General features: G+C 67.3%; 16 protein-coding genes. 3 read left to right on the forward strand and 13 right to left on the reverse strand.

Translation table 11 applies throughout. The features are described 5' to 3' along the window. Positions 1–34 precede the first annotated feature (34 nt). Entirely contained in the window at positions 35–667 is a 633-nt protein-coding gene (locus AC1MBE_RS11325) for a class I SAM-dependent methyltransferase (RefSeq protein WP_479778286.1), read from the reverse strand. Between the two features lie 767 nt (positions 668–1,434). Between AC1MBE_RS11325 and AC1MBE_RS11330 the strand changes: the two genes are divergently transcribed. Beyond that, a complete protein-coding gene (locus tag AC1MBE_RS11330; RefSeq protein ID WP_479778288.1) occupies positions 1,435–3,399 on the forward strand; it encodes a putative bifunctional diguanylate cyclase/phosphodiesterase in 1,965 nt (654 codons plus the stop codon). 100 nt (positions 3,400–3,499) lie between these two features. Here the strand turns inward: AC1MBE_RS11330 and AC1MBE_RS11335 are convergent, their stop codons facing one another. From AC1MBE_RS11335 to AC1MBE_RS11345, 3 genes are read right to left on the reverse strand one after another with little or no spacing between them, the layout of a single operon-like run. Beyond that, positions 3,500–3,928: a DUF1761 domain-containing protein gene (locus AC1MBE_RS11335; RefSeq protein ID WP_479778290.1), complete on the reverse strand. Its 429-nt coding sequence runs from the start codon at positions 3,926–3,928 to the stop codon at positions 3,500–3,502. Between the two features lie 58 nt (positions 3,929–3,986). Further along, positions 3,987–4,493: a MarR family winged helix-turn-helix transcriptional regulator gene (locus AC1MBE_RS11340; protein WP_479778291.1), complete on the reverse strand. Its 507-nt coding sequence runs from the start codon at positions 4,491–4,493 to the stop codon at positions 3,987–3,989. A 2-nt stretch (positions 4,494–4,495) separates the two neighbouring features. Next, positions 4,496–6,247: an AMP-binding protein gene (locus AC1MBE_RS11345; protein ID WP_479778293.1), complete on the reverse strand. Its 1,752-nt coding sequence runs from the start codon at positions 6,245–6,247 to the stop codon at positions 4,496–4,498. A 276-nt stretch (positions 6,248–6,523) separates the two neighbouring features. On the opposite strand from AC1MBE_RS11345, the gene AC1MBE_RS11350 reads away from it, so the two are divergent. After that, positions 6,524–7,657, forward strand: coding sequence for an acyl-CoA dehydrogenase family protein (locus tag AC1MBE_RS11350; protein ID WP_479782583.1), 1,134 nt, complete (start codon positions 6,524–6,526; stop codon positions 7,655–7,657). Positions 7,658–7,664: 7 nt separating this feature from the next. Here the strand turns inward: AC1MBE_RS11350 and AC1MBE_RS11355 are convergent, their stop codons facing one another. The 8 genes from AC1MBE_RS11355 to AC1MBE_RS11390 are packed head-to-tail and all read right to left on the reverse strand — an operon-like array spanning position 7,665 to position 18,001. Continuing rightward, complete coding sequence (locus AC1MBE_RS11355) at positions 7,665–9,449, reverse strand: sensor domain-containing diguanylate cyclase (protein WP_479778295.1); 1,785 nt, start codon at positions 9,447–9,449, stop codon at positions 7,665–7,667. An 11-nt stretch (positions 9,450–9,460) separates the two neighbouring features. Continuing rightward, complete coding sequence (locus tag AC1MBE_RS11360) at positions 9,461–10,075, reverse strand: DinB family protein (RefSeq protein ID WP_479778297.1); 615 nt, start codon at positions 10,073–10,075, stop codon at positions 9,461–9,463. 31 nt (positions 10,076–10,106) lie between these two features. Then, positions 10,107–10,781 carry a response regulator gene (locus tag AC1MBE_RS11365; protein ID WP_479778299.1) on the reverse strand — a complete coding sequence of 225 codons (675 nt, stop codon included), beginning with the start codon at positions 10,779–10,781 and terminating at the stop codon, positions 10,107–10,109. Then, a complete protein-coding gene (locus tag AC1MBE_RS11370) occupies positions 10,778–13,450 on the reverse strand; it encodes a DUF4118 domain-containing protein (RefSeq protein ID WP_479778301.1) in 2,673 nt (890 codons plus the stop codon). The genes AC1MBE_RS11365 and AC1MBE_RS11370 overlap by 4 nt, the downstream gene beginning before the upstream one ends. 12 nt (positions 13,451–13,462) lie before the next feature. Further along, the gene (kdpC, locus tag AC1MBE_RS11375) at positions 13,463–14,092 is read right to left on the reverse strand and encodes a potassium-transporting ATPase subunit KdpC (protein ID WP_479778303.1); all 630 of its coding nucleotides are present in this window, start codon (positions 14,090–14,092) and stop codon (positions 13,463–13,465) included. Between the two features lie 12 nt (positions 14,093–14,104). Then, positions 14,105–16,231, reverse strand: coding sequence for a potassium-transporting ATPase subunit KdpB (gene kdpB / locus AC1MBE_RS11380; protein ID WP_479778305.1), 2,127 nt, complete (start codon positions 16,229–16,231; stop codon positions 14,105–14,107). Next, complete coding sequence (gene kdpA, locus AC1MBE_RS11385) at positions 16,228–17,895, reverse strand: potassium-transporting ATPase subunit KdpA (RefSeq protein ID WP_479778307.1); 1,668 nt, start codon at positions 17,893–17,895, stop codon at positions 16,228–16,230. The genes kdpB and kdpA overlap by 4 nt, the downstream gene beginning before the upstream one ends. Positions 17,896–17,902: 7 nt before the next feature. Then, complete coding sequence (locus tag AC1MBE_RS11390; RefSeq protein WP_479778309.1) at positions 17,903–18,001, reverse strand: potassium-transporting ATPase subunit F; 99 nt, start codon at positions 17,999–18,001, stop codon at positions 17,903–17,905. Between the two features lie 387 nt (positions 18,002–18,388). Between AC1MBE_RS11390 and AC1MBE_RS11395 the strand changes: the two genes are divergently transcribed. Then, a complete protein-coding gene (locus AC1MBE_RS11395; RefSeq protein ID WP_479778311.1) occupies positions 18,389–20,365 on the forward strand; it encodes an APC family permease in 1,977 nt (658 codons plus the stop codon). 90 nt (positions 20,366–20,455) lie between these two features. On the opposite strand, the gene AC1MBE_RS11400 is transcribed toward AC1MBE_RS11395, so the two are convergent. Then, positions 20,456–20,659: a cold-shock protein gene (locus tag AC1MBE_RS11400; RefSeq protein WP_013599688.1), complete on the reverse strand. Its 204-nt coding sequence runs from the start codon at positions 20,657–20,659 to the stop codon at positions 20,456–20,458. Positions 20,660–20,795: the final 136 nt, after the last annotated feature.

A 20,795-nucleotide genomic window follows, 5' to 3' on the forward strand; every position in this document is an offset into this window, starting at 1 on the left:
AGCGGCTGGACGCCCGCGGGTGATGTGGCCGCGCTTAGGCCTTGCGCCTGGCGCGGAGCACGGCATCCTGGACCGTGACCGGGGCGCCCTCGGAATCGGCCGTGGCCCGCGGCCGCGCCGTGCAGGTCACGATCTCCCACTCGTCCGGATCGAGCTGCGCCGCGAGCTGCTCGGCGGTAAAGAGCAGGCCGGGGGCGGAAGGACGGCGCACGCTGGTTTCCAGGTCCGAGGGGTGGTGGCCGACGATCAGCAGCGTCCCGCCCGGTGCCACTGACGCGGCGAGCCGGCTGTAGACGCCGTCCCGTTGCGGTGCGGGCAGGTGCAGGAACTGGGCTGAGACGAGGTCGAAGGTCCCGGCCGGGGGCGGCGAGACCGTCAGGTCCTGGTGCTGCCACCTGATCCGGGCAGCGGTGTCCGGATCGCCTTCGACCGCCGCGGCGGCCCGGCCCAGGGCCACGGAGGAAATGTCCACGGCGGTCACCCGCCAGCCGCGCCGGGCAAGCCAGACGGCGTCGGCGCCCTCTCCGGCCCCGACGTCGAGCGCGGAACCGGGCACCAGTTCCGCCGCCTCGGCCACCAGCTGCGGGTTCGGCTGCCCGCTCCACACCGGGGCGTGCTGGCCGTGCTGGCGGTACCGCTCATCCCAGAACGATTCGTCGAATTCCATCCAGCTCTCCTCCGGGACCCGTGCCGTGCGGCAGGGCGCCTGCCGCCCTTCCAGTCTAGGCACGCCCGCACCTCCGCGGGGCGCGGAACGGCAGCGCCTGCCGCCGCCGACTGGCTACGCGGCGCTGATCCCGAACAGGCCGAACTACCTTCACCTTTCCTCCTTCAGTCATACGGGGTTGTCGGCCCAGCGACGGCTCACTGAGTTGTGCCATATTCTGAAGCGTGCTGATTACCGGATTCGTTTGCGGGTCGATAGCTAGTAAGGAGGCGGAGGGTTTCCGCGAAGGAGAATCATGACCTGTACCGTTTCCGGCGTCGTCCTGGCACCTGGCATCGTTTTAAGGGGCGGCCCTGGCCCTGTTCCCCGGGCGGTTTCTGGATCCCGCTACAGCTGTGAGGGCTGAGGCCGTGCCGCACGGTGCGGGTCGCGGCGCCGGGCCGGCGGGACGTGATACCTGGTTGTTGTCCGGGGTCCTGGTAGCCGGTGTTGGTCTATATACGGTCGGCGTTTTGTGCCGTGAATCGGATGCGTTTAGCCCCCTTGTCGACGGGTTGTTGTCGCTCGTAACGGTATGGCTGCCGGCGGCCGTATGTTGGCTTGTAGTCGGACGCACGCTCGGCCGCAGACCGGACATAGCACTGGTGGCAACCGCCGTATCCTGCCAAGCAGCGGGAGATACGTATTATGCAGTCCAATCGGCTGGCGGTGAGAATGTTCCCCTACCTTCGCCTGCGGATATCGGATATATCGGTTTCTACGCTCTGATGCTCGCCGCGTTACTGATGATTGTCCGCGGACGGCTGCGGGACATGACCTGGCCGGTTGTACTGGACAGCGTTGTGGGAGGCCTGGGGGCGGCCGCGGCTCTGACCGTGGTTATGGGGCCGGTCCTTGGGTCTGCCTTCGACGGGCCGCATTCGGTGGCGGCGGCTCTCGGGGGAGCCTACCCCCTCCTTGATTTGTTGCTTGTGGCCGCGGTCATGGGAATCGCAGCCACCCCTGGTGGCGGGCTGGGTCGAGGGTGGGTTCTCTTGGTGGCGGGACTGCTGACGTATGCCGGAGCCGACATCGCCTATGCCCTGCTGGAACTTCACGATCTATACATTGTGGGCACCCCGCTGGATGCGGCGTGGGCACTTGGGACTGCCTTGATCGGTTGTTGGGCGGTAGTTCAGGAAGGTTCCGGGCGGCCCGCCCCGGCGAGGGGTCCTGATATCCCGGTCCAGGCCGTCCCGGCCTTGGCCACCGTTGCCGGACTTGGTGTCCTGATCCTGGCCACGCAACAGCGTGTCATGCTGTTGGCGGTGGTGTTGGCGGGCCTCACGTTGGCGTTGGCGGCCCTGCCGCTGGTGTTCCGGCAAAGGATTCGGTTGGCTGATGCCAACATGCAGGCCAGGACTGATGAACTGACCGGTCTTCCGAACAGGCGCGCCCTGTATGCGGACGTGCCGTTGAGGCTGGCCGACGCGCGCCGGCCCAGCGCCGTCTTGTTGCTGGACTTGGATAAGTTCAAGGAGATCAACGACGGGTTGGGCCACGATGTGGGGGACGAGCTCCTTCGGCAGGTCTCCGCCCGGTTGGCAGGACAGCTCCGGGACGTCGACCTATTGACCCGGATGGGCGGGGACGAGTTTGTGGTCCATGTCGCTGACTGTTCGCCGAAGGACGCGGAAGCTGCGGCCCTGAAGCTTAGGGAGGCTCTGGGGGATACATATGATCTTGGCGGGGTCACGGTGCAGGTCAACGCCAGCATCGGTATCTCGTGCTTTCCGGAGCAGGGCCGGGACCTGAGTTTGTTGCTGCGCAAAGCGGATATGGCCATGTACTCGGCCAAATCCAGCCGCAGCGGCCATGCTCTCTATGTGGAGACGGTGGGCGTATCCGGTGACATTCACTTTCACAGCGTCCAGGCCTTGAATGAAGCCCTCAATGAAGATCAGCTGGTTCTGCATTTTCAGCCGAAGCTCGAGTTGGGGACAGGGGAGGTCCGGGGAGTAGAAGCGTTGGTCCGGTGGGACCATCCGAGTCTAGGGCTGTTACAGCCCGATTCCTTCCTCAAACGGTTCGAGGAGGTGGGGCTCATGCCGGCCCTTACGGGCGTGGTGCTGGTCAAGGCCTTGGACCAGGCGGCCCTCTGGGTGTCGCGCGGATGCCTGATTTCTGTCGCCGTTAATCTGTCCGCGAGGTCGATTATGGACTCGCGTTTGCCGGACCAGGTCGCGGCCATGACCGCGGCCCGTGGATTGTCTCCTTCGGTGTTGGTCGTGGAAATCACCGAGGACGTCCTCGTGGCCGACCGCGATCGGGCTTGTGCTGTACTGGCAGCCCTCCGGGAGATGGGGGTCAGGATCGCGGTGGATGACTTCGGGAAAGGGTACAGCTCCCTGTCCTACCTGCGCGAGCTCCCCATCGACGAGCTCAAGCTCGACAAGTCCTTCGTTCTCACCATGATGGATGACGCCCGCGCCACTGCTTTGGTGGTCTCAACCATCGATTTGGCCCACAGCCTGGGATTTGAAATGACCGCAGAGGGTGTGGAAGACGAGGAGGCTTACCGGGCACTCAGTGACTACGGCTGCGACCTTGCCCAAGGCTACTTTATGTCCCGGCCGGTTCCTGCCGAGGAGCTGGACTCCTGGCTCCGGTCCCGGGACTCAACGCCGGCGCCCGGAACGCTGGCTCGCTTGGCCGTTGAATCGGGACGCGGAATATTGCCGCGTCCGTTGTAAACCAACGGCGCCAGGGATGCCCTCCAGCCGCGGACCTCGCTCCGGCTTTGTGACCGGAGGCCGTCAGCGGTTGCGCCAGTGCGGGCACGCCGCTGAAAGGCTACGCGGCGCTGATCCCGAACAGGCCGATAATCAGCGCCATCACCATCAGGGTGACGAGTTCGTGGGCGCAGTTCAGCACGGTCAGGCCCGCGGGGCGGCCCTCGAAGGCGTCGTGCGTGATGAAGCGGGCCGCCGTGAACCCGGCCCACAGGATCAGGGCGGTGACCAGCGTGTTGGCGAGGAAGTTGCCGCCGTAGAAGTGCTGTGAGATGGCGGCGGAGCCGGCGAGCACCCAGGCGCTGACGAAGCTGACGAGCAGCGTGATGAGAATGGGCTTGACCGCGTCCCTGGCGTCCCCGCTGGGGGTGACCTTGGCGATGCGCATCCAGTAGTTGCCGAACACTTTGGGCGTGTACCAGACGGACCCGACCACCATGCTGGACAGCGTGGCCAGCAGGACGGCCCAGATGTTGATCTCCGGAATCATTGCGCTCTCCTCAGCTCCGGGCCGTCCGGCTGACGGCCCCGCAAACGAAGTGTACGGCTCAGCCGCTGAAGTCCCCGGCATTGCGCCGGAAGTTGCCCAGGATGCGGAGCAGCTGGTCCACGTCCTGCTCCTCGAAACCGGACTGGCCGAAGACCTCCGAGTTGAGTACCGCCGTCGCCCGCTTGGCGAGCGTGCGCCCCTCCGAGGTGAGCTCGATCAGTGTGGTCCGCCCGTCGGTGGGGTGCGGGGAGCGGAGCACCAGCCCGGCCTCCTGCAACCGGTCGACGGCGTTGGTCACCGAGGTGGGGTGGACCTGGAGCAGGGCGCTCGCCTTGTTCATGGGCAGCGCCCCGCTGCGCGCGAAGCTGAGCAGGGCCAGCAGTTCGTAGCGCGCGAACGTCAGCCCGAACGGCTTGAGCGCGGTTTCGATCCGGGCCAGCAGGATCTGCTGGGTCCGCATGATGGCCGTGATCGCCGCCATCGGGGCGGCGACGTCGGCCCAGCCGTGCCGTTCCCAGTTCCGCTGGGCGTCGGCGATCGGGTCTCGCGGAAGCGGGGCGCCCATGGCTAGGCCTGGCCCTTCAACCCGGGGAAGTCCGCCTCCGAGTACTCCGTGCCGAGGCCCTCCGGAACGCCGTCGGCGCCGTGCCGCAGCTCCTCGCTGTGCCGCAGTTCCACCCGCCGGATCTTGCCCGAGATGGTCTTGGGCAGCTCGGCAAACTCCAGCCGGCGGATCCGCTTGAACGGAGCCAGGTGCTCGCGGCAGTACCGCAGGATGTCCTCGGCCAGCTCCGGGCCGGGTTCGTGGCCCGCCGCCAGGACCACAAAGGCTTTGGGCACGGACAGCTTGAGCGCGTCGGGGGAGGGGACGACGGCGGCCTCCGCCACCGCCGGATGCTCGATCAGCACACTCTCCAGCTCGAACGGGGAGAGCCGGTAGTCGGAGGACTTGAAGACGTCGTCGCCCCGGCCCACGTAGGTGATGATGCCGCGTTCGTCCCGGCTCGCCATGTCCCCGGTGTGGTAGTAGCCGTCGCGGAAGGCTTCGGCGGTCTTCTCCGGGTCCCCGTAGTAGGCCTTCATCAGCCCGACGGGCCGCGGGTCCAGGCGCAGGCACAGCTCGCCGTCGTCGGCCTCCTCGCCGGTGGCCGGATCCACGAGGACGACGTCGTAGCCGGGCAGGGGCTTGCCCATCGCGCCGATCTTGATCGGCTGGCCCGGGGTGTTGGCGATTTGCACGGTGGATTCGGTCTGGCCGAAGCCGTCCCGGATGGTCTGGCCCCAGGCGCGCTGGACCTGGTCGATCACCTCGGCGTTGAGCGGCTCGCCGGCGGATACCACCTTAGTGGGCGGGTTCTTGAGCAGGGTCAGGTCGGCCTGGATCAGCATCCGCCAGACCGTCGGCGGGGCGCAGAAACTCGTCACCCGCTCGCGGTCCATCTGCTCCATCAGCGCCTTCGCGTCGAAGCGCTCGTAGTTGTAGATGAAGACGCAGGCTTCGGCGATCCAGGGCGTGAAGACGTTGGACCAAGCGTGCTTGGCCCAACCGGGGGAGGCGACGTTGAGGTGCACGTCGCCCGGCTCCATCCCGATCCAGAACATGGTGGACAGGTGGCCCACCGGGTAGGAGGTGTGCGTGTGCTCCACGAGCTTGGCCTTGGACGTGGTGCCGGAGGTGAAGTAGAGCAGCAGTGTCTCGTCCGCGAGCGTCGGCGCGTCGGGGGTGAAGTCTTCCGACGCGCCCTCGGCTTCGCTGTACTGCAGCGCGGCGGCGGTGGTGCCGGCGCCGATTGTAGTGGTGGTGCCGGCGCCGTTGCCGATTTCGATCAGGGTGTACACGCCCGGAACGCCGTCGAACTTATCGATGTTGGCGCTTCCGACGGCGGCCCAGTTGGCCCCGCCGCGCTCCACCCGGTCCTGCAGGTCTGCCGGCCCCATCAGGGTGGTGGTGGGGATCATCACGATGCCGAGCTTGATGCCGGCCAGCATCAGTTCCCACAACTCCACCTGGTTGCCCAGCATGATGATCATGCGGTCCCCGCGCCGCACCCCCTGGGCCCGGAGCCAGTTGGCCACCTGTGCGGAGCGCGCCGAGAGGTCCGCGAAGCTGCGCCGCGTGGCGGTACCGTCCTGCTCCACGATGACCAGGGCCGGGCGGTCCGCCTTGGCGGGATCCGCCGCGATCTGGTCGAACCAGTCGAGGGCGAAGTTGAACTCCTGGAAGCGCGGCCATTCGAATTCCTGCCGGGCGGCGGTGTAGTCCTGGCGGAGGGCCAGCAGCCTGTCCCTCGCAGCGCGGAATTCCTCAGTGACGGTCATGGTGCACCTTTCGCAGCCGGTCTCAGCCAGCGGGCCGGTGCCGGCCGCCGCTGGCCTAGTGATCCACATCACTGTGCAATATACTAGGACATCCAAGGGTTTGGAAGAGCCGATGTTGCTGCCGGTGCGCGGCACATTACGAAGGGATACGTGCCCGTGCAGTCACAAGGAAGTGCCGGCGGACAGACTGCCGTCCAGGCAACGGCGAGCCGCGGCGGCGCCGCGGAAAGTTCGGCCCAGGCCACGGTAACTCCGCCGTTCCCGGACGCGGACCTGATGTACATCGTGGACCTGCTGCCCACGGACGAACGGGAGCGCTACCAGGAGATCCGGGAGTTCCTGCAGGCCCGGATCCGCGCCGCGTCAATCGACTACTGGAACCGCGAGGAGTTCCCCTTCGGCCTGCTCGCCGAGCTGGGCAAGCACGGCCTCGGCGGCCTGCAGACGGACGGCAGCTCCAAGCTCTTCAAGGGGCTGATGTATGTTGAGGTGGCGCGCGCCGACGTCTCGCTCTCGGCGCTGGTGGGGATCCACAACGAGCTGATCGTCGGCATGATCGACGAGCTCGGCTCGGAGGAACAGAAGGCCCGCTGGCTCCCCGGGCTCACCGCCTTCACCCAGCTCGGCGCGTTCGCCCTGACCGAACCGGACCACGGCTCGGACATTGCCGGGGGACTGTCCACCACGGCACGGCTGGACAACGGCGAATGGGTGATCAACGGAGCCAAGCGCTGGATCGGCGCCGGCACCATCGCCGACTTCGCCCTGGTCTGGGCCCGCGACGTTGCGGACCAACAGATCAAGGGCTTCATCGTGGAGACGGACCGGCCCGGCTACGCCGCCACCAAGATCACGAACAAGATCGGTCTGCGGATCATGCAGAACGCGGACATCGTCCTGGACGAGGTCCGCATCCCGGAATCCAACCTGCTGCCCGGTGCCACGGACTTCTCGCGGGCCAACGAACTGCTGCGGGACTCGCGGGCCTGGGTGGGCTGGCAGGCTGCGGGCATCCAGCTGGCCGCGTTCGACGTCGCCCGGGCATACTCGCTGGAACGCAAGCAGTTCGGCAAGGAGTTGGCCCGCTTCCAGCTTGTCCAGCAGCAGCTGGCCGAGATTCTGGGCAACGCCAGCGTGTCGCTGGCACTGATGGCCCAGCTGGCGCGGATTCAGCAGGAGGGCAAGCTGGAGATGGTGCAGGCCGCCATGGCGAAGTCCACCACCACCCGGCTGGCCCGGGCCTCCGTCGCGATGGGGCGCTCGCTGATGGGCGGCAACGGGATCAGCAGCGACTACGAGATGGGCAAGCTCTTCGGCGACGCCGAGATCCTCTACACGTATGAGGGCAGCTACGAGATCAACTCCCTGATCGTGGCCAGGGCCGTGACCGGGAAGTCCGCCTTCGTCTAGGCCGGGTTCAGCCGGCGGCGCCGTAGCGCTCGCTGCGGTTGCGGCCGGCGTGCTTGGCCGCATACAACGCCCGGTCCGCGCAGGCCAGCAGGTTGTGGCTGCCGGCGTCCCGCAGCTCGCAGACGCCGGCGGAGACCGTGATGGTGCCGACCTCGCCGAACGGCTCCGCCTCGATGGCCATGCGGGCCCGTTCCGCCGCCACCAGCGCCTCCGGCCCGTCCGTCCCCGGCAGCAGCCAGACGAACTCCTCCCCGCCGAAGCGGGCGACAATCTCGTCTTGGCGGGCGACGCCGCGGAGCCGGGTCGCGACGTCGGCGAGCACCATGTCCCCCATCAGGTGACCGAAGGTGTCGTTGACCCTCTTGAAGTGGTCGATGTCGATCACGACCGCGCTCAGGCAGGTGCCGCGGGATGCCGCCAGCTCGATCTCGTGCGAGAGGTGCTGCTCAAGGACGCGCCGGTTGGGCAGGCCGCTGAGCTGGTCCGTGGTGGCCTGCAGCTCCAGGCTGGCGCGGGCCTCCGTGTTGCCGATGGCGATCTCGACCAGTTCGGCGAACTGGGCGAGCCGCTCCAGCATGTCCTCGGTGACGCCGGTGCTGGACTTCGAGGTCAGGCTGACCACACCCCAGAGGCTGCCGTGGACCCTGATGGGGGCGCCAGCAGCGGACTGGAAGCCGCCGGCGCGCATCTGCTCCGCGGCCGGGCCGCCTTCCGGGCCGTAGATTACCAGGGCGGGCTTGCCGGTGGCCGCGACGCGAACGGTGGCCGAGGTGTCCGTGAGCGAGAAAACATGGGTGCGGTTCAGCGTGGGCGGCAGCGCCGGGGCCATCGCTACGATTTCCGCTGACAACGCGCCGGTGAAGCGGACGACGGCGGCCGAATCCACATGGAAAAGGTCCCGGACAATAAAGGCGACCTGCTCCGAGATGGCCGCCGGCGCGGCGTTTCGGGCCACTGCGGTGGCGATCTCATGCAGCGCGGCCCACGTCTGTTCCTGCTGGAGCCGGTCGGTGACGTCCACGGCCACCACCATACCGGTGGTGGCGTCGTCGGCGGAGTGCACGGGGCCGGCCTTCAGCCGGTAGGTCCGGGGCCCGATCCGCCGGGTCCACGAAACCTCCTGGCCGGACAGGGCGGCGCGGTAGCGGGGCTCCAGCTCGCTGGCCAGGGCGCCGTCGAGCACCTCATGGATGCGGCGGCCCTCCAGCTCGGCGGAGTGGTAGCCAAAGGACTCCAGCTCCTGGCCTTCGGCGATCAGGTAGCGCAGCTCCGAATCGAAAAGCAGCACAAAGACGCCGGGGACGCTGCGGGCCAGCGCCCGGTACCGGTCCGTGTCGCGCCGCTGGCGGCGCTCGGCCAGCACCCGCTCGGTGATGTCCGTGACCATCACGAAGAACCCCTGCACCCGGCTGTCCGCGCCGTCCGCCGCGTCTCCGCCGTCACGCAGGTCGGGCATGTAGGAGACCTCGGCGAAACGTGTCGCGCCGGCGGCGTCTGTGAGCGTGCGCTTGAAAAGTTGCGGCTCGCCCTCGAGCACCTTGGTGATGTAGGGGTGGTTGGCCTCGTACACGGCGTCGCTGAGCAGGTCCCGGATGTGGATGCCGTGCAGCTCCTCCGGCGTGACGCCAAACCAGTCACGGTAGGCGTCGTTGGCCAGCCGGTTGCGCAGCCCGGAGTCCCAGTAGCCCACCATCGCCGGGATGCCGTTGAGCACGGCACGCAGCTGGGCGGGCACCTCGGGCAGCCGCGGCGGCTGTGCGTTCTCGCGGTGGAGAGCGCTGTGAATGTTCATTGCCCCAGTATCTATTGCGGCAACTCCCGGGGTGAAACCGGGGCGGCCTCCCCGGCCGCCGCCCGGGCGGCCGTCTCAATCCTGGCCCGGTGCGCGGCCCAGTCCGCGTCGCTGCGCGGTGTCAGGTTCGGGTCGCCGGGGCCTTTGCCCGCCGTCCCGTCGATGAGTTCACGCAGGATGTCCGCGTGGCCCAGGTGCTGCGCCGTTTCGACGCACATGTGGACGAGGATCTGGTGCAGCGTGACGTGCCGGCGGTCGGCGGACCACCAGGGGACCTCGCCCGCGGCGTCCAGCGGGAGGGCCTCAATGGTGGCATCACTGTGGGCGGCGGCCGCGCGGTGCAGTTCCACAATCTGGCCCCGGCTCTCCTCCGGGGCTGCCCACAGGTCCGCATCCGGTTCGGCGCCGTCCTCCAGCCAGGGCAGGGACTGGCCGTGCGGGCGCCCGAACACCTCGCCGAAGTAGCCGATCTCGACGCTGGCCACGTGCTTGACCAGACCCAGCAGGTTGGTCCCAGTGGCTGTCAGCGGCCGGCGGACGTCGTATTCATCCAGTCCGTCCAGCTTGGCCAGCAGTTCAGCGCGGCGCAGGCGCAGGTACCGGTGCAGGATCTCCTTCTCGTCCATGCCCGGAATCTTACCGGCCCGGCCCGCCGCTTCAGGGCATGAAGCGGTAGCCGATCCCGGCCTCCGTGAGCAGGTGCCGGGGATTGCCGGTGTCCGGCTCCAGCTTGCGGCGCAGCTGCGCCATGTACACGCGGAGATAGTTGGTTTCTTTGGCATAGGCCGGGCCCCACACCTCGGAGAGCAGCTGTTGCTGGGTGATGAGCTTTTCCGGGTTCCGGACCAGCACCGCCAGGATGTTCCATTCCGTCGGCGTCAGCCTGACGTCCTCGCCGTCGCGCGTGACCCGGCGCTTGCCGAGGTCCACGGTGAAGGCGCCGGTTGTGACCACTGGTTCGTGCTCCGGATCGGCGCTGCGCCGCAGCAGCGCGCGCAACCGGGCCAGCAGTTCGTCCAGCCCGAACGGCTTGGTGATGTAGTCGTCCGCGCCGGCGTCGAGCGCCTCAACTTTGTCCTCGGAACCGTGGCGGGCCGACAGCACCAGAACTGGCACCTGGCTCCAGCTGCGCAGTTCGCGGATCACCGAAGTTCCGTCCATATCGGGCAGCCCAAGGTCCAGGATAACAAGCGCCAGCGGGTGCTGGGTGGCCGCCAGAAGTGCCGAGTGGCCGTCCCCCGCCGTAGTCACCTCATAGCCGTGCGCCTGCAGAGTGATCCGCAAGGCCCTGAGCAGATGCGGGTCGTCGTCGACCACCAGGACGGCGGTCATCCGGCGTCCGGCCCGGACGCAGCGACCGGGAGCGAATGGCTCCGGCGGTGAACGGCCGACTGCGGTTCCAAGGGTGCTTGCTGGTGACGGCCCTCGAACGGCGCGCCGGTGGAGAGCGGAAGCCGGATGACCATGGTCAGGCCGCCGCCCGGCGTCGCCTCGGCGGTCAGGGTTCCGCCCATGGCGTCCGTGAAGCCCTTCGCCACCGCCAGGCCGAGGCCGATGCCGGTAGTCTGCGGGGTGTCGTCCAGCCGCTGGAACGGCCGGAACATTTCCACGACCTTTTCTGCCGGGATTCCCCGGCCATGATCAATGATGCGCAGTTCCCCGGCAGGGCGGCCTTCCAGGGTCGCCGGACTAAGACCGCCTCCCGCCCCCACCAGGACGATGTCCGAATCGGGGGCGTACTTCACTGCGTTCTCGACGATGTTCGCAATGACACGCTCCAGCATCCCCGGGTCCGCATCGACTTCCGGCATGTTCGCGGGCAATTCCACCCGGACGCGTCCTTCCGGCACTGCGCGCAGGGCCTCGGGAATCACCTCGTACCAGCGCACCGGGCGGAGCAGGGGATGGGCCGCGTCGGCGCTGATCCGGGACATGTCCAGCAGGTTGCCTACGAGGGCGTCCAGCCGGTCGGAGCATTCCTCGATGGTGGCCAGCAGTTCCTCTCGCTCGACCCGGGTGTACCGGTCGCCGTCATGGCGCAGGCCGCCGACGGCGAGTTTGATGCCGGCCAAGGGCGTGCGGAGGTCGTGGGATACGGCACGAAGAATGGACGTGCGAATCGTGTTGCTTTCGGCGAGGCGCAGCATTTGCCGTCGGCTGGCCAGGAGTTGCTGACGCTCCAGAAGTGCCTCCAAATGGACTCCGAAGGCTCCTAAGAGACGCCGGTCGCTGGCGGGCAGGATCCGGCCGAACAGCACGAGGCGGGTGGACGCGTCGATCTCCTCGATATTTTCGCCCTCGGCGCCGCCCCGCTCGGTCTCGCCGGCGGCAAGATCGCCTGCTGCGGCAACCACTCTCCATTGCCGGGTCTCGGCAGCGGTCGCCCGGCCGTCCCCCGCGGAATCCACCCGGTTGAAGATGGCGGCCCCCCGGACCTGGAAGACACCCAGGGCCTGCTCAAGGAGGGCATGGAGCGTATCGTCCGAGCCGGCTGCACTGCGGGCCAGGTCGCTGAGGGTGGTGGCTTCCGCACGGGCCCGGGCGGCCTCCTTGGAGCGCCGGGCTGACAGATCCACGACGACGGCGACGGCTGCCGAAACGCCCACAAACACCAGCAGGGCGAGGATGTTCTGCGGATCGCTGATGGTGAGGTTCCCTACCGGCGGGGTTGAGAAGTAGTTCACCAGGAGGCTGCTCCAGAGGGCGGCGAGGATGGCCGGCCAGAGGCCTCCGACGAGGGCCACCGCGATGGATCCGGCGAGTTGGACCAGTGCTGCGGTAGCGACATTCCGGTCAGGGTTCAAGGAGAGCAGCATCTGCAGCAGCACTGGAAGTACGACGGCCAGCACGAAGCCGGCGGTGACTCGGATGCGTCCGAGGTCCCGTTGTCGGCGCGGGCCTGCACCGCGGCCGCCGAGGGGGTGGGAAACCATGTGGACGTCGATGTCGCCGGAGTCGCGGACCACCCGGGTGCCGACGCCCCCGCCGAGCAGGTCGTTCAGTAGGCCGCGCAGTTTTGTCCGGCGCGAAATGCCGACGACGATCTGGGTGGCGTTGACGCTGCGGGCGAAGTCCAGCAGTGCCCCTGCGGGATCCTCGCCGGTGACGACGTGGTAGCTGCCTCCAAGGTCCAGGATCAGGCGGCGCTGCGCTTCCAGTGCCTGTGGGGACTCGCCCGCCACGCCGTCGGCGGCCCGGACGTGCACCGCCAGCAGGTCGCCACCGTTGACGCGGTTGAGGATTCTGGCGCCGCGGCGGATGAGGACATCCCCTTCGGGGCCGCCCGTGAGGCCGACGACGATGCGTTCACGGGCGGGCCAGCTGGCTTCGATGCCCTGTTCCGCCCGGTACTTGGCGAGGCCTTCATCGACGCGGTCGGCCAGCCACAGTAGCGCCAATTCGCGAAGGGCAGCGAGATTGCCGAGGCGGAAATAGTTCGCCAAGGCCGCATCGATCTTGTCCGCGGCGTAGATCTTGCCGTCGCCCAGGCGCTGCCGGAGCAACTCGGGGGAAATATCGACCAGATCGATCTGGTCGGCACGGCGGACGACCTCATCCGGCACCGTCTCTGCCTGCCGCACGTCGGTAATGGCGCTGACGACGTCCCCGAGTGACGCCAGGTGCTGGATGTTGACGGTGGATAGGACATCGATTCCCGCGTCCAGCAGCTCGTCGACGTCCTGCCAGCGTTTGGGGTTGCGGCTGCCGGGGACGTTGGAGTGGGCGTACTCGTCCACAACCGCTGTGCCGGGTGCCCGGGCCAGGACGGCATCAAGGTCCATTTCCTCAAATTCCGTACCCCGGTAGGGCAGCCGCCTGGGCGGAATAACCTCTAGGCCCTGCAGCAGTGCGCGGGTTTCGCTTCGTCCGTGGTCCATGGCAAACGCGACGACGACGTCCGCTCCGCGCTTGCTGAGCCGGTGCGCTTCTTCGAGCATCTCGTAGGTCTTGCCGACCCCAGGCGCTGCCCCCAGGAATATTCGCAGCGTTCCACGTGCCATGCCGTCATTCTCTCACTTGGATTGTGCCGGCTGCGACGTCGCGGAGGCGGCAGAAACTGCCAGGTTCAGGGCTGTCACATTGACCGAGGGCTGACCTAAGAATGCGAGTATTCCGCTGCTGGTGTGCTGCTCCACGAGCAACGCCACGGCGTCGGCGCCAAGGCCATGTGCCGCCGCCACCCGTCCGACCTGCAGCCTGGCGTACTCGGGGGAGATGTGCGGGTCCAGCCCGGATCCGCTGGCCGTGACGGCGTCGGCCGGGACCGCGGATTCGGTGGTGCCTTCGGCGGTGGCGACGGCGGCCCGGTTGGCCTCAACGGCTGCCAGGAGCTTGGGATCATTGGGGCCGAGGTTGCTGGCAGAGGACGCCGCAGGGGCCCAGTTCACGGCTGAGGGGCGGGCATGGAACCAGCGCGGGTCCTGGACGCCGTCTTTGTCGGCGGCGGCCTGTGCGATCAGGGCTGATGCGGCGGGGGCGCCGGTCCCGTCTTTGATGATGGAGCCGTTGGCCTGGTAGGGGGCGACGAGCTGTCCGATGCCGAAGACGGCCAAGGGGTAGGCCACGCCGAGGACCAGGGTGGCGAGGACGAGGAAGCGCAGGGCAGTTCCTGCCTGGCGGAGGTAGCCGGTAAGTGTGTTCATGGGGGCGTGCTCCTAGCCGATGCCGGGGATGAGGGAGATGATCAGGTCGATGATTTTGATGCCGATGAAGGGGGCAATCAGCCCGCCGAGCCCGTAGACCAGCAGGTTCCGGGACAGGGCCTGGTTGGCGGACACAGCGCGGTATTTCACGCCGCGGAGTGCGAGCGGGACCAGCGCGATGATGATCAGGGCGTTGAAGATCACCGCGGACAGGATGGCCGAAGACGGGGTGGCCAGTCCCATGATGTTCAGCAGTCCTAGCCCGGGGAACGCGGCGGTGAAAAGGGCCGGGACGATCGCGAAGTACTTGGCGACGTCGTTGGCTACCGAGAAGGTGGTCAGCGCCCCCCGGGTGATGAGCAGTTGTTTGCCGATGCCGACGATATTGATGAGTTTGGTGGGATCGGAGTCCAGGTCCACCATGTTCGCGGCATCCTTTGCGGCCGGGGTTCCGGAGTTCATGGCGACGCCGACGTCGGCCGCGGCCAGGGCCGGGGCGTCGTTGGTGCCGTCCCCGGTCATCGCCACCAGCCGGCCGGCAGCCTGCTCCTTCTTGATGACTGCCAGTTTGTCCTCCGGAGTGGCTTCGGCGAGGAAATCATCGACGCCGGCTTCGGCGGCGATGGCTTTGGCGGTGATGGGGTTGTCGCCCGTGATCATCACGGTGCGGATGCCCATTTGCCGCAGTTCGGCGAAGCGGGCGTGCATGCCGGGTTTGACGACGTCGGCGAGGTGGATGGTTCCCAGGACCTCGGCGCTGCCGTCCGTGCCGACCTCGGCGACGAGAAGTGGGGTGCCGCCCTGGGCTGAGACTTCGTTGACCCGGTGGTCGACCTCCGCCGGCGTGTGCCCGCCGTATTCGGCAATGAAGGCCGCCACAGTGGAGGCGGCGCCTTTGCGGATTTGCCGGCCGTTCAGGTCCAGTCCGCTCATGCGCGTGGTGGCGCTGAAGGGGACCACGGCAAAAAGGCCGGAATTGCGTTCGAGGGTGGCCAGATCGGATCCGGTCACGCCCTTGTCCGCGGCGAGGTCCACGATGGAGCGTCCCTCGGGGGTTTCGTCGGCCAGGCTGCAGACCCGGGCGGCCTCGATCAGCCGGGCCCGCTCCACGTGGTTGGCGGGGTAGAAGTTGACGGCGCGGCGGTTGCCGTAGGTGATGGTGCCGGTCTTGTCCAGCAGCAGGGTGGTGATGTCCCCGGCGGTTTCCACGGCGCGGCCGGAGGTGGCGAGCACGTTGTGCTGGACCAGGCGGTCCATGCCGGCGATGCCGATGGCCGGAACCAGCGCCCCGATGGTGGTGGGGATCAGGCAGACCAGCAGTGCGACCAGCACGATCGGGGACGGGGTGGCTCCGGCCAGGGCGGCGAACGGGGCCAGGGACATGGTGACGGCCAGGAACACGATGGTCAGGGACACCAGGAGCACGTGGAGGGCGATTTCGTTGGGTGTCTTCTGCCGTACGGCGCCCTCGACGAGCTTGATCATGCGGTCGATGAACGTCTGTCCGGGCTCGGCGGTGATGCGCACGACGATCCGGTCCGAGAGGACCTTCGTGCCGCCGGTGACGGAAGACCGGTCGCCGCCGGATTCGCGGATGACCGGTGCTGACTCGCCGGTGATGGTCGATTCGTCGACGCTTGCCAGGCCTTCGATGATTTCGCCGTCGGAGGGGATGACGTCTCCGGCTTCGCAGATGACGACGTCATTCAGCCGCAGCTCCGTTCCGGGGACGTCCTTGGTGGTGCCGTCGGGCTGCCGGAGTCGGGCCTGGACGCCTTGGCGGCTGGCGCGGAGGCTGTCGGCCTGGGCTTTGCCACGGCCCTCGGCGATTGATTCGGACAGGGTGCCGAAAAGGACGGTGAGCCAGAGCCAGGCGGTGACTGCGATGCCGAACACCGATGGCCTGAAGGCGGATATCACGGTGCATAACGCAGCTCCGACGAGCACGGTGAACATGACAGGGGAGTGAATCATCTGGCGCGGGGAGAGTTTCCGGAACGCGAGGGGCAGGGCTGCGGCGACGGACGTGAGGGTCAGTTTGGCCGGGGCCTTGGTGTGGTGTTTGTGTTCGCCGGGGGTGCCGAGGGGGTTGCCGTCGGCGTAGGTCTGGGCGGCGATGTCCGTCTGGGACGGGGTCATTTGAGGAGTCCTTCTGCGAGGGGGCCCAGGGCAAGGGCCGGGAAGTAGCTCAGGGCGGTCAGGATCACTGTCACGCCGAGCAGCAGGCCGCCGAACAGCGGGCCGTGGGTGGGGACGGTACCGGCGGAGGCGGGAACTTTGCCCTGACGGGCGAGGGAGCCGGCGAGGGCGAGCACCAAGACAATAGGGAGGAACCGGCCCAGCAGCATCGCCAGGCCCATCATGACCGAGAGGAAGGGCCCGGAGCTGGTGATGCCGCCGAACGCGGAGCCGTTGTTGTTGGCCCCTGAGGTGAAGGCGTAGAGCACTTCGCTGAACTGGTGCGGCCCGGTGGCCGGGGCGTTCGCCACGGCGTCCGGCAGCAGGACGGTGATACCGGCCAGGGCGAGGACCAAGGTGGGGGTGACCAGGATGTAGAGGGCGGCCAGCTTCATCTCCGTCGGACCGATCTTCTTGCCCAGGTATTCCGGCGTGCGTCCCACCATGAGACCGGCGATGAAGACGGAAATGATGGACAAAATCAGCATGCCGTAGAGCCCGGAACCGGTGCCGCCAGGGGCGACCTCACCGAGCATCATGTTCACCATGGCGACGCCGCCGGCCAGCGGCGGCAGGGAATCGTGGGCGACGTTGACCGCGCCGGTGGAGGTCAGGGTGGTGGACGCGGCGAAGATCGCGCTGGGAGCCGCACCGAACCGTTGCTCGAATCCATCTCCAAGTCCGCCGGCGGCCGCCGTCGCGGTTCCCTGCCCGGTAGCCACGGCCCAGCCCATCAGCGCAACCGATGCCAGCCACAGCGAGCCCATGACGGCGACCACCGTGTACCCCTGCCTCTGGTCGCCCACCATGCGGCCGAAGGTGTAGGGCAGCGCCGAGGGGATGAGCAGGATTAGGAAGACCTCGAAGAGGCTGATGAAGGCATTGGGGTTCTCGAACGGATGGGCGGAGTTGGTGTTGAAGTAGCCGCCGCCGTTGGTCCCGAGTTCTTTGATGGCCTCTTGGGAGGCCACGGGTCCGCCGGGAATAGTTTGGGAAATGCCGGCGGCCTGGTTGACCACGTCCGTGGACCAGAAGTTCTGCACCACACCGCCGAGGACCAGAACCACAGCGCCCACGAAGGCCAGCGGCAACAGCACCCGGAAAGAGGTGCGGGCCAGGTCGACCCAGAAATTACCGAGCCGTCCCGTCTTCGTGCGCGCGATCCCACGGATGAGGGCGACGGCAACAACGATCCCGACGGCGGCGGAGAGGAAGTTCTGTACCGCCAGTAGGGTCATCTGTACGAAGATGCCGACCGTGGTTTCCGGCACGTAGGTCTGCCAGTTCGTGTTAGTCACAAAGGAGACGGCGGTGTTCATCGCCACCCACGGGTCAATGCCTTCCAACGGGCCGGTGCCGGGCAGGACGCCCTGCAACCGCTGCAGGCCGAAGACCATCAGGATGGAGACGGCGGAGAAGGCCAGCACGCTGCGGAGGTAGACCGTCCAAGTCTGCTCGGTGCCGGCGTCGACTCCGGCAAGCCGGTAGAACAGACGCTCCGGCGGCGACGATTTCTTACCCTCAAAAACGTGCGCGAGATACAGCCCGAGGGGCTTGTGCAGGACGGCGAGGATAACGACCAGCGCGGCGACCTGGAGGACAAACGATGCGGTGTTGAACGTCATCTGCCGTTCACCACTTTTCCGGATTAATCAGGACTGCCAAGAGGTAGCCGAGCAGGCCCACCCCGGCGAGGAAGAGAGCGATCCACATGACGGTGTCGGCGTTCACTGTCCACTCTCCGGGCGGTCGTTGGTTCCCCCAAGCATCCAGGCCAGGCGGTGGCCCACCCACATCACGAATCCCATGGAAACCATGAGGATTCCGATCACAGCCGCATCGGCCATTGCAGTTTCCTTTCATCCGCGTCCCGTTTGCGGGACTAAGCCCAGTCAAAACCCCGAAAGTGTGGAAAGCACAGAGACTTACGCATCCTTAATGCCTGCGGCCCGGATCTTGATGAATTCTTGACACGGCCTGCACGCCGCACTGGCCGGGGGCTGGCGTCAAGGATTCGTCAAGATCAACGGGTATCCGTCGGGATCATGCCCCGCCAGTGCTAGCTTCGGCTGTAATCGCACTGCGGTGCGCCGGAGCGTGCCGCGAGAAAGGCACAATATGACGACCCTGAGCAGGCCGCCGGCGGACCCGTCGGCGCCGAAACCGGGCCGCCTCACCACGCTGCGAACCTGGCTGCTGGTGGGGCTGCAGGACAGCAAGGGCGCGCACCAGGGCCCGGGCGGCATGCCCACCACCCACGAGAAGAAGCACACGTGGTGGCAGGTCATGTGCCTGACCGGCGTGGACTACTTCTCCACCCTGGGTTACCAGCCGGCCATCGCCGCGCTCGCCGCCGGGGTGATTTCGCCGCTCGCGACCCTCGTCCTGGTGGCAATCACCTTGCTTGGCGCGCTGCCGGTCTACCGCCGCGTCGCCGGCGAGAGCCACCGCGGCGAAGGCTCCATCGCCATGCTGGAACGGCTGATGCCGCGCTGGGGCGGGAAGCTCTTTGTGCTGGTGCTGTTAGGCTTCGCCGCTACGGACTTCATGATTACCATGACGCTCTCCGCAGCTGACGCGACAGCCCACCTGGTCGAGAACCCGATCAGCCCGGCCTGGCTGCACGGCCAAAACGTGGCCATCACGTTGATCCTGCTGGCCCTGCTCGCCGCGGTGTTCCTCCGCGGCTTCAAGGAGGCAATCGGCGTCGCGGTCGTGATTGTGGGCGTTTACCTGGGTCTGAACGTGGTGGTGGTTGCGGTATCGCTGGGGGAGGTTCTGACCCATCCGCTGGCGGTCGGCAACTGGTGGCAGGCGATCTCATCCTCCCACGGGAATCCGTTGCTGGCAGTTGGGTTCGCGCTGCTGGTCTTCCCCAAGCTGGCCCTGGGCCTGTCCGGGTTCGAGACCGGGGTCGCGGTGATGCCGCAGATCAAGGGCCACCCGGAGGACACCGAGGAGAACCCGGAGGGCCGGATCCAGGGCGCCCGCAAGCTGCTGACGACGGCCGCGCTGATCATGAGCACCTTCCTGATCATCAGCAGCTTCACCACCGTGGTGCTGATCCCGGAGCAAGAATTCCAGCCAGGCGGCCAGGCCAACGGCCGCGCCCTGGCGTTCCTGGCCCACGAACAGCTCGGCGTAGGCTTCGGCACCGTCTACGACGTCTCCACCATCGCCATCCTCTGGTTCGCCGGAGCGTCCGCCATGGCCGGGCTGCTCAACCTCGTCCCGCGCTACCTGCCCCGCTACGGAATGGCCCCCGGCTGGGCCCGCGCCGTCCGCCCCCTCGTCCTGGTTTTCACCCTGATCGGGTTCCTGATCACGTGGATTTTCGACGCCGACGTCGACGCCCAGGGCGGTGCCTACGCCACCGGCGTGCTGGTGCTGATGACGTCGGCAGCCGTGGCCGTGACGCTCTCGGCCCGCCGGCAGCGGCAGCGCAAGCGGACCGCGGGCTTCGGCGTCATTGCCGTCGTGTTTATCTACACCACCGTGGCCAACATCATTGAACGGCCCGAAGGCATCCGGATCGCGTCAATCTTCATCCTTGGCATCATCGTGATTTCCCTGCTCTCGCGTGCCCGGCGCTCCTTCGAGCTGCACGCCACCCACGTCCATCTGGACCGGCAGGCGCTGGAGTTCATGTCCGACGAGCTGGAAGGCCCGCTCCGGATCATCGCGCACGAGCCGCTGCGCCTCAGCGCGGAGGCGTACCGGCAGAAGCTGGAGTCGGCCGTTGAGGTCAGCCACCTGCCGCTGGACTACCGGGCCTTGTTCCTGGAGGTCATCGTGGACGATTCCTCGGACTTCGAGACCGAACTGGAGGTCCGCGGTATCATCCGGCACGGCTACCGGATCCTGGAAGTTCACGGTCCCGTCGTGCCCAACACCATCGCCTCGGTGCTGCTGCACATCCGGGACGTGACGGGGCTGATGCCGCACATCTACTTCCGTTGGACCGAGGGCAACCCGCTCACCAACCTGCTGCGCTTCCTGGCGTTCGGCGAAGGGGAAATTGCGCCGGTCACCCGCGAGGTGCTGCGCGAGGCCGAAATCGATGTCACACGGCGGCCTTGGGTCCACGTCGGCTAGGAACACAGCAGCCCCTCCGGAAGAATCCTCCGGAGGGGCTGCGTGGTCTTATAGGAGAAGTAGTCCGGCAGGCCGGGCTTTCCTGAAAGCTTAGAGCGGGCGGATGTTCTCGGCCTGCGGGCCCTTCGGGCCCTGGGTGACGTCGAACTCGACCTTCTGGTTCTCGTCCAGCGAGCGGTAGCCGCTGGAAGCGATTGCCGAGTAGTGGGCGAAAACGTCGGCCGACCCGTCATCCGGGGCAATGAAGCCAAAACCCTTTTCGGCGTTGAACCATTTAACTGTGCCTGTAGCCATGCCTTTATCCTTCTGAAATGCTGCTGATCTCCGGCGGCCACTTAAGGCCAACGGCTGCGGAGACATTCGTCCGCTGTCCCCAACGTACGGGGCGCCGGGCCGCTGTGCAAGGGTCTGAGTGCGGGAGTTAATCCCG

The sequence above is a fragment of the Arthrobacter sp. BG5 genome (genome assembly GCF_056680155.1).

Coding starts and splice junctions, on each gene's coding strand:
- kdpC (WP_479778303.1), bottom strand. CDS start 14,092: ATGAACACACTTACCGGCTACCTCCGCCAGGCAGGAACTGCCCTGCGC.
- AC1MBE_RS11400 (WP_013599688.1), bottom strand. CDS start 20,659: ATGGCTACAGGCACAGTTAAATGGTTCAACGCCGAAAAGGGTTTTGGC.
- AC1MBE_RS11340 (WP_479778291.1), bottom strand. CDS start 4,493: ATGGGCGCCCCGCTTCCGCGAGACCCGATCGCCGACGCCCAGCGGAAC.
- AC1MBE_RS11335 (WP_479778290.1), bottom strand. CDS start 3,928: ATGATTCCGGAGATCAACATCTGGGCCGTCCTGCTGGCCACGCTGTCC.
- AC1MBE_RS11365 (WP_479778299.1), bottom strand. CDS start 10,781: ATGACCGCCGTCCTGGTGGTCGACGACGACCCGCATCTGCTCAGGGCC.
- AC1MBE_RS11330 (WP_479778288.1), top strand. CDS start 1,435: ATGCTCGCCGCGTTACTGATGATTGTCCGCGGACGGCTGCGGGACATG.
- AC1MBE_RS11395 (WP_479778311.1), top strand. CDS start 18,389: ATGACGACCCTGAGCAGGCCGCCGGCGGACCCGTCGGCGCCGAAACCG.
- kdpA (WP_479778307.1), bottom strand. CDS start 17,895: ATGACGTTCAACACCGCATCGTTTGTCCTCCAGGTCGCCGCGCTGGTC.
- AC1MBE_RS11350 (WP_479782583.1), top strand. CDS start 6,524: ATGTACATCGTGGACCTGCTGCCCACGGACGAACGGGAGCGCTACCAG.
- kdpB (WP_479778305.1), bottom strand. CDS start 16,231: ATGACCCCGTCCCAGACGGACATCGCCGCCCAGACCTACGCCGACGGC.
- AC1MBE_RS11370 (WP_479778301.1), bottom strand. CDS start 13,450: ATGGCACGTGGAACGCTGCGAATATTCCTGGGGGCAGCGCCTGGGGTC.
- AC1MBE_RS11360 (WP_479778297.1), bottom strand. CDS start 10,075: ATGGACGAGAAGGAGATCCTGCACCGGTACCTGCGCCTGCGCCGCGCT.
- AC1MBE_RS11345 (WP_479778293.1), bottom strand. CDS start 6,247: ATGACCGTCACTGAGGAATTCCGCGCTGCGAGGGACAGGCTGCTGGCC.
- AC1MBE_RS11325 (WP_479778286.1), bottom strand. CDS start 667: ATGGAATTCGACGAATCGTTCTGGGATGAGCGGTACCGCCAGCACGGC.
- AC1MBE_RS11355 (WP_479778295.1), bottom strand. CDS start 9,449: ATGAACATTCACAGCGCTCTCCACCGCGAGAACGCACAGCCGCCGCGG.